The sequence below is a fragment of the Flagellimonas pacifica genome (genome assembly GCF_900215465.1).
Classification (GTDB): domain Bacteria; phylum Bacteroidota; class Bacteroidia; order Flavobacteriales; family Flavobacteriaceae; genus Flagellimonas; species Flagellimonas pacifica.
The window spans coordinates 44,227-57,312 of record NZ_OBEH01000008.1; the positions used below are offsets into that span (position 1 = coordinate 44,227).

Consider the following 13,086-nt stretch of genomic DNA (forward strand, 5'->3'; position numbering starts at 1 on the left):
GCAAAGATACGAAACTGGGAAGTAAGGAAAGAGTAGGGAGGAGGGGTTACTTTTTTTTGATGATCTCCGCTAAAAGTTTTTTTGCCCGTAAAAGTTTTACTTTAATATTATTAACGGGTTCATTGAGTTCTTTGGCAATTTCGGCATAACTCAATTCATTGAAATACCGTAGGTTGATGACCTTTTGATAATGGGGTTTTAGTTTTTTAATATCCTGTAAGAGATTGGCGAGGTTTTGTTCTATGATCAATCTATCTTCCACGGAGGGTGATTCATCCAAAACTTTTTTCACCGCATCGCCATGGGTATCCATTTCGTCCAAAAGGCTTCTCTTTCTTTTTCTGATGAGGTCTACATGAAGATTTTTGGAGATAGTGATGAGCCAGGTCTTGAATTCGTAGGCATCGTCATAGGAGTTAATTTTGTCGAAGGCTTTTGAAAATGTTCTGATAGTAATGTCTTCCGCATCGTTTTCGTTTTTAGTACGGGCAAGTTGAAAAGCATAGACTTCATTCCAAAAAGTATCCAAAAGAAAACTAAAAGCAATTTGATTTCCATCTTTTGCCTTGATTATATTTTCTTTAATGGATAGCTCAGTTTTGTTCAAAAACCTGATTTTGTAGAATGATTTTTAAAATAGATTACTGTAATTCAGGAACTGTATCTTTTTTGCAGTCTTGTTCACTGGGAAGTTTTCCGCAAAACCCACATGCTTCACCTTCTTTGTTTAAATAGGGATTTTGACTTGCGCATGTACCTGCAAACTTACCATCCTTTTTAGACCATATTTTAATTGCGATTCCTGCAAATGCAAGCCCTAAAAGGCCTATGGTCAACAGAACTAACTTCATACTTCAATTTTGCGCAAAGGTACAAAATACCAGACAGGAAGTGAAGTTTGAGGATATTTTAATCGAGGTATTTAATAATTGATGTTTGCAACTATATTTTGAACGGTTGGTGAGGTATTGCCTCCTTCTGGCTCAATAGTGATATAGCCAATAGCTTTTTCAGCGTATGGGAGTGCCAAAAGCTTGTCCTTATCATCCAATTGTTTGATCACACCCAAGTTGACCAATTCCCCGTTTACTTCTGCCCACATCTGAAAACACTTGTTTTCTGGAAGGTTGGGTACATTACTGACATTGATATAGGAAAGTTTTTTAACAGGATTGATATAAGCTATTGCCTTAAGTTCTTTAGCTTCTTTTTTGCCTTTAAGGGTATATTTTCTAGTATCAGGATTATTAAGAACGATAAATTGGTTTCTTACATCTTCCAACTGGTTCTTCATGTTTTCTTCCAAATACTTGATTTTGTTGGTAACCAATGTATTTTCCTGTTGAAGGCTTTTGTTTTGGTTCCAAAAGAAATAGGAAGACCCGGCAAAAATCATTATGGCCACACTTGCGGCTACGGCATATCTATATATTTTTCTGCTGGCAACTCTTTCTTTTCTTGCACTATGCAGAATGATTTCTTTGAGCCCTTCTGGAGTTTTTCTTGCATATAGCCTTGCGTACGTTTCCAAATTATCTTGGAGCTCATTGTAGGTTTCCCTTACCTCTGGATACATGGTAATGTATCTTTCTGCTTTAAGGGATTCTTCTTTGGTAGAATCACCCAAAAGGTATTTTTCCAGTATATCTGAATCCAAGAATAATTGTACTTTTTCTTTCATGGCAGTAGTATTAATAATAGGAATATTGTCATTGTGGCACCGTAAATTTTTCCGAGTTCCCTTAAACCAATTTTTAATCTTGATTTGATGGTACCTAGCGGAATATCCAGTTCATCACTGGCTTCTTGTTGTGTCATCCCCTGAAAAAACAGGGCTTCCAAAACAATTTGATACTTAGGCTCTATCTTTTCCAGATTTTCCTGGATGTCCATAAATTCTGGCCTAATGCCGTTTACTCCTAGATTATATACGTCTGAAACGTCTATTTGGACTTCTTTGTCGGATTTATTGTTAACACTTCTTAACTTATCTATGGCCGTATTTCTGGTAATGCGAAAAAGCCATGTAAAAAGTTTGGCCTTTGACGAGTCATATGAATCGGCCTTTTTCCAGATTTTGATAAAGCTTTCTTGAAGAACATCTTGGGCCAAATCTTCATCTCTTACAACCTTTAGTGCCACACCATATAATGTGTCCCCGTAGTTGTCATACAACAATGAGATTGCTTTGTCATCTTTTTCGGCAAGTAACGAAACAATATGTTTTTCTATAAGTGTACTCATGAAACTATGGCAAAATTTTGGGGGCTAAAATCTAAAATAGGGTTTATATCGTATATAATACAACGCTAAGTTAGGAAAAGGATTATTTGTTGGCGTTTAAATATAGAATAAAGACAAAATACTGATATAAGTATATATAATTTTGGTTAGTTTGGTTTGGTATAACCCCTGTTATTGTTTCAATGCAGGGGTTATTTTATGATATTGACCTCTGGATGAATACGAATTTTAAACTTACGGTCCACTTCTTGATGGATGAGTTGTGCAAGTTCAAGTATTTCTGAACCAGTTGCATTACCATAGTTCACAAGGACCAAGGCCTGTTTTTCATGAACCCCGGCATCACCAAATCGTTTTCCTTTAAATCCACATTGCTCGATCAACCAGCCCGCTGGAATCTTGAATTGATTTTTGTCAACTTCATATGAAGGAGCTTCCGGATGCGCTTTTTTAAGCTTTTCAAAGGTCTTTTTGGAAACAACCGGATTTTTAAAGAAACTTCCGCTATTTCCCAGTTCCTTGGGATCTGGCAATTTACTTTGTCTTATGGCAATCACAGCATTGGACACATCTTTTACGGTAGGGTACACTATTCCATTCCTTTTGAGCTCATCTTCTATGGCTCCGTAACCAGTGCTTATTTGATGATTACTTTTGGTCAACTTTAAGTTTACAGAGGTAATAATGTATTTGCCTTTTGCCTCATTTTTGAAAATAGAATCCCTATAGCCAAATTCACAGGACTTTTTATCAAACTCAACAAGCTCTCCTGTAGCTATTTCCATAGCCGTACAGTTTACAAAAGTATCTTTTAGTTCAACTCCATACGCCCCAATGTTTTGAATTGGTGCTGTACCAGTGTTTCCAGGAATCAAAGAAAGATTTTCTAAACCTCCATATCCTTGGTCCAGAGACCAAAGTACCAGCTCGTGCCAATTTTCCCCAGCCATGACTTTAATCACGACCTCATCTTCATTTTCATCCGAAACATCAATCCCTTTAAGGTTTATGTGCATCACCAAAGCTTCAATATCTTTGGTGAGCAACATATTGCTACCGCCACTGACAATAAGCTTTTGGGGATAAGCCTTAAGTTTCAATACCTTCTGGAGTTGTGCCAAACCATTGATTTCAATAAAAAATTTGGCTTTAACGTCAATACCAAAAGTATTGTGTGATTTAAGAGATATGTTTTCTTGAATGTTCATTAACTATTGTACACTTTTAAAGCCTCACCAAGTATTTGGACCGCTTTTACCAGCTGTTCTTTCTCTAGCACATAAGCTATTCTAATTTGATTTCCTCCTAACCCTTTAGAGGCGTAGAATCCGGCAGCTGGTGCAACCATGACCGTATTTCCATCCATTTCAAATTTTTCCAAGAGCCATTGCGCAAAATCATCAGAATTTGAAACAGGCAGCTCCACAACACAGTAAAAAGCTCCTTGTGGAATCCCTACTTTCACACCATCCAGTTTTTGTAGCTCTGAAATTAAGGTGTTTCTCCGATCTGCATATTCTTTAATGACATCATCAAAATACTCTTGTGGAGTTTCCAAAGCAGCTTCACTTGCAATTTGGGCAAATGTGGGAGGGGACAAACGGGCTTGTGCAAATTTTAATGCAGTTTGTACAACTTCTTTGTTTTTAGATACCAAACAACCAATACGTGCTCCACACATACTATATCTTTTGGAAACAGAGTCCACCACAATGGCATGCTCTTCCAATCCGATTTCCTGTAAAATGGAATAATGTTCCCGCCCCTCATACGTAAACTCCCGGTATACCTCATCAGCAACAAGAAAAAGATTATGTTTTTTGACCAAATCCGTCAATTGCTGTATTTCCGATTTGCTATAAAGATAACCCGTAGGATTTCCAGGGTTACAAATAAGTATTGCCTTTGTCTTGGGAGATATCAATTTTTCAAAATCCGCAATAGGAGGCAAAGAAAAATTATTCTCAATAGTTGATACAATGGGAACAACCTTTACTCCAGATGCTGTAGCGAAGCCATTATAGTTTGCATAAAAAGGCTCTGGAATAATAATCTCATCATCAGCATCCATAATGGTGCCCATAGCAAAAGAAAGTGCCTCCGACCCTCCTGTGGTCACAATAATATCATCGGAAGAAACATTAATGTCGTTTTTTGCGTAATATGCTGCTATTTTTTGTCGATATACCTCAGAACCCTCAGTCATACTATAGGCAAGAACCTCAATAGTGTGATTCTTTACAGCATCCAAAGCCACCTTTGGGGTTTTAATATCAGGTTGTCCAATATTAAGGTGAATTACGTGGGCACCCCTTTTTTTTGCTGCCTCAGCATAAGGAACCAATTTGCGAATAGGTGATGCGGGCATCCGAAGCCCCTTTTCAGATATTGACGGCATACATTAAATTTTAGGCAAAAATGGTAAAACCAAGACTTGCAAACAACACATTTGGGTATTATTTGAAGGGTTAGGGGAATGTTAAATAAAAGATAATGTCAAGGATAATTTTGTATATTTAAGAGGTATAACCCTTTAGGAGCAAGCAAATTGAAAAAAAACCTACATCTTCTTTCGTTTCTTTTTGTGTTACTTCCTTTTTTGATTTTGGCACAGAATTTTAGGTTGCCAAGCAATCAAAAATTTCAAAAGATCAATTTTGAGTTGATCAATAACCTTATGATCATACCTATAGAGGTCAATGGTGCCGATTTAAAGTTTGTGTTGGATTCTGGGGTGAGCAAACCCATTCTTTTTAATCTTTCAGATACTGATTCGCTACAAATCAACAATGTTTCGGAAGTGACTATTAGGGGGCTTGGAGATGGTGAGCCTATGAAAGCATTGAGTTCCATGACAAATGTATTTAAGCTAGGGAAAGCTAGGAATTATAATCAAGATCTTTATGTTGTTCTGGACAAGGAAATCAATTTTTCCACATCTTTGGGTATACCAGTTCATGGAATATTGGGTTATGATCTATTCAGGGATTTTATTGTTGAGGTAAATTATCAGGCACGCCATATTAAGCTCTATAACCCTAGCTTGTTCAACAAAAAATCGCATAAACGATCACAAACCTTACCAATTTCCATTGAAAATAGGAAAGCCTATGTTAAAGGAACAGTCTTAATGAAGGATAAGGATGATGTTCCGGTTAAATTACTTGTAGATACGGGAAGCAGTGATGCTCTTTGGCTTTTTCATGCTCCAGAAAAAGGATTGGAAATACCAAATAAGAATTATGAAGATTATCTGGGCAGAGGGTTGAGTGGTGATATATTTGGAAAGCGCACAAAAGTGAGGGGGATTAAAATAGGCGATTTTGAGCTTAAAGATGCAAAAGCAGCCTTCCCTTATAAGGAATCTTTTGGGTTTATCAAAAAATTAGGAGACCGTAACGGTAGCGTTGGAGGTGAAATTTTAAAACGTTTCAATATTATTTTTGACTACGGTAATAATCGAGTAACCTTTAAAAAGAATGGGAATTTTAGAGCTCCGTTCCAATATAATTTAGCGGGAATTGCATTGCAGCACAATGGACTTAGATATATTGCCGAGAGCATAGCTGGTTTTAACGGGGTTGTCAAAAAAGATGATGATTCTTTTGGGAATGTTCAAATTCTATTGGAGAACAAGACCAGGTTGAGCTTGGTTCCCGAAATTATTGTTTCTGGTATCCGTGCCGGAAGCCCTGCTGCGGAAGCAGGATTACAAGAGGGAGATGTAATACTTGCGGTCAATGGAAAGAGAATCCATAAATACAAGTTGCAGGAAGTCTTAAAAATGTTGAACGATAAAGAAGGAAAACGCGTTCGTGTACTTATTGAGCGCTATAACAGAGACTTGCTGTTCTCTTTCGTTCTAAAAAATGTGTTTGACTAAAAAAGCCCTCCTGAATAAACAGAAAGGCTTTCCATAAATTATATTTTTTCTTACCTATTTAGCTCCTTCAGCTTTAACGGTCCCTTTAATTTTAAGGACCTTGGTAGGAGTATCTGCATTAGAAGTTACCGTAATGGCTTTTCTAATTGGACCAACTCTTTTGGTATCATACTTTACTTGGATAGAACCCGTCTTTCCTGGTAAAATAGGATCTTCAGGTTTCTTTGGGATGGTACATCCACAGCTAGACTTTACATTGCTGATTACCAAAGGGACACTACCTGTATTGGTGAATTCGAATATTCGAACACCATCGCTGCCTTTAGCAATTTCACCATAATCAATGGTCTCGCTCTTAAATTCAATTTTTGCTGTTGCTTCTTGGGCGTAGGTACCTAAAGAAAGAAGCCCAACAAATAACATGAGTACAATTTTTTTCATCATTTCTAGTTTTGGGTGAACTCCAAATGTAAATGTTTTCACACCTGCATCCAAAATTCTTTTGTTATGTAATAACGTTACTTATTTTTGTTTCGTATTTCGAGATTGGCTCTCGGCCGAAGAATAGCGTTAATTTAACATTGCGATTTTCCTTCCAAACACCAATCCGGGTCAAAAAAGACAAAAACTATACCGAAAAATGGAGATTCCATCAAAATATGAGCCCAATAGGGTAGAAGAGCGCTGGTACCAATATTGGACAGAGCATGATTTTTTTAGTTCAAAACCAGATGAAAGGGAGCCCTATACCATTGTAATTCCACCTCCAAACGTTACTGGAGTGCTACATATGGGCCATATGCTCAACAATACCTTGCAAGATGTATTGATTAGAAGGGCAAGGCTTTTGGGGAAAAATGCCTGTTGGGTACCAGGTATGGATCACGCATCAATAGCCACAGAAGCTAAAGTAGTGGCCAAATTAAAGGATGAAGGCGTTGCAAAAGCAGATTTATCTCGAGAAGAGTTCCTAAAGCACGCCTGGGACTGGACCAACGAATATGGTGGCGTTATCCTTCAACAGCTTAAAAAACTGGGCTGTTCTTGCGACTGGGACCGCACCAAGTTTACCATGGATGACGATATGTCAGCTTCTGTGATCAAGGTTTTTGTTGATTTGTATGAAAAAGGCCTCATTTATCGTGGGTTTAGAATGGTAAATTGGGATCCAGAGGCCAAAACCACCCTTTCCGATGAGGAAGTGATTTATGAGGAAAAACAAGGCACTTTGTACTATCTGGCCTATCAAATTGAAGGTTCAGATGAAAAAGTGACCATTGCCACAACCCGTCCGGAGACCATTTTAGGCGATACCGCCGTCTGCATCAACCCAAATGATGAAAGATATCACCATTTAAGAGGAAAAAATGTCATTGTGCCTATTTGCAATCGGGTTATCCCAATTATTGAAGACGAATATGTGGACATTGAATTTGGTACAGGTTGCCTAAAAGTAACCCCAGCTCATGATGAAAACGATAAAAACCTTGGGGAAAAACACAACTTGGAGGTCATCGACATCTTTAATGAAGATGCTACATTAAACTCTTACGGATTACATTATCAGGGAAAAGACCGCTTTGTAGTTCGGAAAGAAATCTCCAAAGAGCTGGAAGAAAAAGGGTTTTTGGTGAAAACCGAGCAGCATACTAACAAAGTAGGTACATCGGAACGAACTAAAGCAGTGATAGAACCCCGTTTGTCTGACCAATGGTTCTTGAAGATGGAAAATTTGGCGAAACCAGCCATTGAAGGGGTTTTAAAGACAAATGATGTCAAATTATACCCTAAAAAGTTTGAAAACACCTATCGTCATTGGATGGAGAACATTCGTGATTGGAATATTTCACGACAATTGTGGTGGGGACAACAGATACCGGCCTATTACTTTGGGGATGGAAAAGATGACTTTGTGGTTGCAGAGACCAGGGAAGAAGCTCTGGAAAAGGCCAAATCCAAAAATCCGGAAATCCAAGCATCGGATTTACGTCAAGATGCTGATGTTTTGGATACCTGGTTTTCCTCTTGGTTGTGGCCCATTAGTGTTTTTGGGGGCATTTTAGAGCCTGAAAATGATGAGGTAAACTATTATTATCCCACCAGTGATTTGGTCACAGGACCTGATATTTTGTTTTTCTGGGTGGCACGGATGATCATTTCTGGATATGAGTACCGTGGACAACGACCTTTTGAAAATGTGTATTTGACAGGATTGGTTCGCGATAAGCAGCGCAGAAAGATGTCCAAGCAATTGGGGAATTCTCCAGATGCACTCAAATTGATTGAGGATTTTGGTGCCGATGGGGTTCGCGTGGGACTATTATTGAGTTCTGCCGCAGGTAATGACCTGATGTTTGATGAAACCCTTTGCCAACAGGGGAAAAACTTTGCCAACAAAATTTGGAACGCCTTCCGTTTGGTGAAAGGTTGGGAAGTGGCTGACCTACCACAACCCGAAGCTGCTAAAATTGGCATTGAGTGGTATACCGCCAAGTTTAACCAGACACTGGTTGAAATTGAGGATCATTTCTCCAAATATCGCATTTCAGATGCATTAATGGCCATCTATAAACTCGTTTGGGACGATTTCTGCTCTTGGTTATTGGAAATTGTTAAACCGGCCTATCAACAACCAATAGACAGGACCACTTTGGATGCTGTTATTCATTTGTTTGAACAAAATCTAAAGATTTTGCATCCGTTTATGCCATTTTTATCCGAAGAAGTTTGGCAGCATATTGCCGAGCGAACTCCAAACCAGGCATTGATTGTATCAAAATGGCCTGAACAAGAAGAGGTGAACGCTACTATCATAGCAGATTTTGATTTTACTGCCGAAGTAATTTCTGGAATTCGAACTATCAGAAAAGAAAAGAACATTCCACAAAGGGAGGCTTTGGAACTTTCTATCTTAAATAGTGAAAAGACTAGCGATAAAATGGATGCCATTATTACCAAGTTGGGAAATATCTCAGAAATTGCATTGGTTGATTCCGGTATAGATGGTGCTTTGAGCTTTAGGGTAAAGAGCAACGAATACTTTATCCCAATAGGTGGAGCAATTGATATTGAGGCGGAGATCAAAAAAATTACCGAAGAATTAAACTACACAAGAGGGTTTTTACAATCCGTGCAAAAGAAATTAAGTAATGAACGCTTTGTGAACAACGCACCTGAAAAGGTGGTGGCTATAGAAAAAAAGAAAGCTGAGGACGCAGAGGCTAAAATAGAGACCTTGGAGAAAAGTTTGGCGAGTTTAGGTTGATTTTCATTTGGGTGTCAGTTCGAGCGCAGTCGAGACCTAATTTTGTTCAAAACTTCTCGACTGCGCTCGAAGTGGCAATTTATATGCCTTTTACCTCCTCCGTCCACCAGAATACTGCATGGCTTCGCCTTTACCAAAACCATAGCTAAACCCAAAGGCGACAAACCTTCCTCGTTGACGACGGCTGTAGACCTCAAAGTCTGCTTGTGCAATCTGACTTTCACTGATTCTTGACGCAAAGATGTCACGAACACTCAAGTTTAGTATGGCTTTCCCTTTCATCAATTTTTTTCGAAGACCCAAATCCATAAAAGCGTAGTCGTTTACTTCACCTTGTACCGTTTGGTAGCTTGACCTATAATTTCCAGTAGCTTCTAGGTCAATATCTGCCGGAAACTTTACTTTGGTCATGAGTTTGGAGGACCATCTTTCCGCATTAAAATCAAAAACAATGGCCTCAAAAATTCCTTCTCGACTAAATTGATTGTAATTTAAGTCTGCATTAAAAGTCAGCCACTTCACAGGACTGTATTTCGTATTGAATTCAATTCCTGTTGTTTTATTGGTGCCAATGTTTTCAGGTCTAGTAGTGTTCACATTGTTTTCAAACATGGAGATACGTTCAATGACATCTGTGGTATAGCGATGATAAACACCGAGGTTGAGTGCCGTTTTCCCAATGAAGAAGATACTTGTAACTTCGTATGAATCTGTGAATTCAGGCATGAGTTCTGGATTCCCTTGCCGGATACTAAAATTGTTCCGGATGTTGAAAAATGGATTTAAATCCCACATTCTGGGTCTATATATCCGTTTGGAATATCCGGCCTGCAGTGAAATTTTTTCCGAAAACTTGTATGAAGTATGCAAACTGGGAAACAGATTACCGTAATCTTGTGAATTGTCCTCACCTGTATTGGTCAAAAAAGTGTTTAAATTGGTCTGTTCCAGACGAAGTCCGCCTTTTACGCCCCATTTTTTGCCTTCGTATGCTCCGGTGGTATATAAACCAAGTACTTTTTGATCATACTCAAAAATGTTGGTCAGACCTGGATCCACTTGAAATGCCCCATTGATCAAATTTTGAACTTCATAATCGTTGCTAACATCATTCAATACATATTGTGCGCCGGTTTCCCAGGTCAATTCTTCTGTAAAAGGTTTGGTGTAATCCAATTTAAAGGTAAATACGGCTTCTTTAAAATCAGTTCGTGTCAGTTGACTGTTATCATTGTTTGTTCCTGAAATGGTGGTGTCTGTAAACTCTGAAGATTGGTCTTTGCCAAAAAAGTTCCCCAAGGCACTGAACAAAAGGGTATGGTCTTCATTTCCCTTAAAATCCTTTTTGTATTGCAATTCATACTGGAATTTCGGGTTTGTGGCCTCAGTAATTTCCGTTCTTTCCCATTCCGAAGTAACAATATCAGTTCCAGACAAAGAGGAAAAATTGGTGGTTGAGGGTTGATCCTCAATTTCCAGTGCAAAATTTCCTGAGAGCGTCAATACGCTTGTTGGATTAAAATAGTAATCCGTTCCCAATACAAAATTATAATAGGCCTCATTGCGGAACTCTTCTCCAATGGATAATATGGTGGTATTGGTTGTCAAATCGGTATTTCGGCTTTCGCTGTCGTTGGGCAATTCTCGATAACCAGCACCCAATTGGGTAAAAAGATTGAATTTCTCTGTTCTTTTATTTAAGCTCACACCCACACTGTGACTATCGGGAGCACCAGTGTTTACGGAAACTGAACCATTCAAACCACGTCGTTCTTCTTTTTTGATTACGATGTTGATAATGCCCGAAGTGCCTTCGGCATCATATTTGGCAGACGGATTGGTGATTACCTCTACGCGATCGATCATATCCGCAGTAATGGTTCCCAGTGCGTTGCTTTCATCACTGGTAATAATGGATGGTTTTCCGTTGATAAGTACCTGAACACCTTGACTTCCCCTTAAACTGATTTGACCTTCAATATTGACATTAACTGAAGGCACATTGTTCAGCACTTCTAAAGCACTGGCTCCTGCACTGCTTAGGTCTTTTCCAACGTTAAAGACCCGTTTATCCAATTTAAAAACCGTTTTTGAAACTTCCCCTTGTACCACAACTTCTTCCAATTTTTGGGTATCCTCTGCAATTTGGATAACGCCCAAATCTATTTTAAGGTCATCTGAGTTCGGTTTTTGAATTATTTTCTTTTCAAAACCAATAAAACTGATTTCTATATAGTAGTCCGTTGCATCCGTTTTTAGCATAAAAGAACCATCTTCCAAAGTTGTTGTGCCAACAATTGCCTTTTTAGTATTGTTATTGGCAACCATGACCGTGGCATAAGCAACTCCCTGCCCTGTAGATGTGTCAACCACTTTCCCCGTAAATTCAACAGTTTTAACTTGCGCTTCTATGGTCCAAAATGAAAATAGGAGCGTCAATATCAATAAGAAACTATGTTTTGGTTCTTTTAACAATGTCATGGGTATTTTGGTTTCTACTCCAAAGATGGTATGGAACAAGAAAAAAATCTGGAGAAATTCTGTGAACAACGTCCATTTTGCTCCAATCGACACAGATTAAGAAAATTTAACATTTCCAATGTTGTTCAAGGGCACAAAAATGTTGTTGACAGTATTACTTTTCTTTTGTTATCTTTTGGTGAATAGTTTTGTATACTGTTAAAATTGAACACGTGATTACTCGAAAGGAGTTTACTTTTCAGATCATATTGCACCTTCTGGTCTTTCTATTCTATTCTTTTGACCGAAGGGATCCACGTATTGATTTCCCTGAAACTGTATTCTTTCTAAGCTATGCCGTTGCTTCTGGAATTATAGCGTACTATTTAATGCCTAATTTTTTATATAAAAAAAAGCCATTAAAATTTTTCGGTAGTGTTTTAATAATCATAGTTGCACTGATCCTGTTGGAGGAACTTGTGCTTGAGAAGATTTTTTATCCTGGTACAAGACGAGCCAATGTTTTCCCAGGGGTCTATTATGCCTTATTTGATATTGTTCCTATACTCGCAATATTATCTGGATTCAAATTTGGATGGGATGCACTCCAAAAACAAAAACAGATAGATGAATTAAAAAGCACCGTACAAGAAAGTGAGCTTCAATTTTTAAGGTCACAGATCAATCCGCACTTTTTGTTCAATAATTTGAACAATTTGTACTCGTACGCTTTGGAAAACTCTACCAAAACCCCCGAGATTATTTTGGAAATGAGTGGAGTACTTCGATACATGCTTTATGAATGCAAGGAAAAATTTGTTCCTTTAAAAAAGGAAATGGAACAATTGGGCAACTTTATTAAGTTGTACAAATTACAGATTGAAGAAAGAGGAGACGTTCAATTTAAAGCACAGCAAACAACATCAGGCTATAAAATTGCTCCGTTGATTTTAATTGTGTTTATTGAAAATGCCTTTAAACATAGCCAGTCAGGACAATCTTCAAATATTGAAATTGATATTGAGGTGACCCAGCAAGGTAATCAACTACAATTTATGTGCACCAATAACTTTGAACCTATAGCTGGTTTGGATTCCATTGCCAAAGGTATTGGATTGGAGAATGTTAAAAAACGATTGCAACTGTTGTACCCCAATAAACATCAACTTTTAATTGAAGAAAAAAGTAACCAATTTACGGTGTCTTTATCCATGGAATTGGAAAAATCGTAATG

11 protein-coding genes are annotated in these 13,086 nt (G+C 38.1%); 3 read left to right on the top strand and 8 right to left on the bottom strand.

Features of this window, described 5'->3' with window-relative positions; genetic code table 11:
* Positions 1–46: 46 nt before the first annotated feature.
* The 6 genes from CRO15_RS18590 to CRO15_RS18615 all read right to left on the bottom strand — a co-directional run bounded on the left by CRO15_RS18590 (position 47) and on the right by CRO15_RS18615 (position 4,642).
* A complete protein-coding gene (locus CRO15_RS18590) occupies positions 47–607 on the bottom strand; it encodes an RNA polymerase sigma factor (RefSeq protein ID WP_097047366.1) in 561 nt (186 codons plus the stop codon).
* A 34-nt stretch (positions 608–641) separates the two neighbouring features.
* Positions 642–851, bottom strand: coding sequence for a membrane or secreted protein (locus CRO15_RS18595; protein WP_097047367.1), 210 nt, complete (start codon positions 849–851; stop codon positions 642–644).
* Between the two features lie 71 nt (positions 852–922).
* Positions 923–1,681 carry an anti-sigma factor gene (locus CRO15_RS18600; protein WP_097047368.1) on the bottom strand — a complete coding sequence of 253 codons (759 nt, stop codon included), beginning with the start codon at positions 1,679–1,681 and terminating at the stop codon, positions 923–925.
* Positions 1,678–2,244, bottom strand: a complete 567-nt coding sequence (locus tag CRO15_RS18605) for an RNA polymerase sigma factor (protein ID WP_097047369.1) — start codon at positions 2,242–2,244, stop codon at positions 1,678–1,680. Before CRO15_RS18605 ends, CRO15_RS18600 begins: the two co-directional genes overlap by 4 nt.
* A 191-nt stretch (positions 2,245–2,435) precedes the next feature.
* A complete protein-coding gene (gene murB / locus CRO15_RS18610; protein WP_097047370.1) occupies positions 2,436–3,452 on the bottom strand; it encodes a UDP-N-acetylmuramate dehydrogenase in 1,017 nt (338 codons plus the stop codon).
* Complete coding sequence (locus CRO15_RS18615) at positions 3,452–4,642, bottom strand: pyridoxal phosphate-dependent aminotransferase (RefSeq protein WP_097047371.1); 1,191 nt, start codon at positions 4,640–4,642, stop codon at positions 3,452–3,454. Before CRO15_RS18615 ends, murB begins: the two co-directional genes overlap by 1 nt.
* A 150-nt stretch (positions 4,643–4,792) precedes the next feature.
* Here CRO15_RS18615 and CRO15_RS18620 point away from each other — a divergent pair, with 150 nt between their 5' ends.
* Entirely contained in the window at positions 4,793–6,127 is a 1,335-nt protein-coding gene (locus CRO15_RS18620) for an aspartyl protease family protein (RefSeq protein ID WP_243397024.1), read from the top strand.
* A gap of 54 nt (positions 6,128–6,181) precedes the next feature.
* Here the strand turns inward: CRO15_RS18620 and CRO15_RS18625 are convergent, their stop codons facing one another.
* Positions 6,182–6,571, bottom strand: a complete 390-nt coding sequence (locus CRO15_RS18625) for a DUF1573 domain-containing protein (RefSeq protein WP_097047372.1) — start codon at positions 6,569–6,571, stop codon at positions 6,182–6,184.
* 196 nt (positions 6,572–6,767) lie between these two features.
* On the opposite strand from CRO15_RS18625, the gene CRO15_RS18630 reads away from it, so the two are divergent.
* On the top strand, positions 6,768–9,392 hold the full coding sequence (locus tag CRO15_RS18630; protein WP_097047373.1) for a valine--tRNA ligase: 2,625 nt from the start codon (positions 6,768–6,770) through the stop codon (positions 9,390–9,392).
* 90 nt (positions 9,393–9,482) lie between these two features.
* Here CRO15_RS18630 and CRO15_RS18635 read toward each other — a convergent pair whose 3' ends face one another.
* Positions 9,483–11,873, bottom strand: a complete 2,391-nt coding sequence (locus CRO15_RS18635) for a TonB-dependent receptor (RefSeq protein ID WP_097047374.1) — start codon at positions 11,871–11,873, stop codon at positions 9,483–9,485.
* A gap of 212 nt (positions 11,874–12,085) precedes the next feature.
* Between CRO15_RS18635 and CRO15_RS18640 the strand changes: the two genes are divergently transcribed.
* Entirely contained in the window at positions 12,086–13,084 is a 999-nt protein-coding gene (locus tag CRO15_RS18640) for a sensor histidine kinase (RefSeq protein ID WP_097047443.1), read from the top strand.
* Positions 13,085–13,086 lie beyond the last annotated feature (2 nt).

Bases quoted from the DNA above. Each gene is read 5' to 3' on its own strand.
- CRO15_RS18595 (WP_097047367.1), bottom strand. From the start codon at position 851: ATGAAGTTAGTTCTGTTGACCATAGGCCTTTTAGGGCTTGCATTTGCA.
- CRO15_RS18600 (WP_097047368.1), bottom strand. From the start codon at position 1,681: ATGAAAGAAAAAGTACAATTATTCTTGGATTCAGATATACTGGAAAAA.
- CRO15_RS18605 (WP_097047369.1), bottom strand. From the start codon at position 2,244: ATGAGTACACTTATAGAAAAACATATTGTTTCGTTACTTGCCGAAAAA.
- murB (WP_097047370.1), bottom strand. From the start codon at position 3,452: ATGAACATTCAAGAAAACATATCTCTTAAATCACACAATACTTTTGGT.
- CRO15_RS18615 (WP_097047371.1), bottom strand. From the start codon at position 4,642: ATGCCGTCAATATCTGAAAAGGGGCTTCGGATGCCCGCATCACCTATT.
- CRO15_RS18625 (WP_097047372.1), bottom strand. From the start codon at position 6,571: ATGATGAAAAAAATTGTACTCATGTTATTTGTTGGGCTTCTTTCTTTA.
- CRO15_RS18630 (WP_097047373.1), top strand. From the start codon at position 6,768: ATGGAGATTCCATCAAAATATGAGCCCAATAGGGTAGAAGAGCGCTGG.
- CRO15_RS18635 (WP_097047374.1), bottom strand. From the start codon at position 11,873: ATGACATTGTTAAAAGAACCAAAACATAGTTTCTTATTGATATTGACG.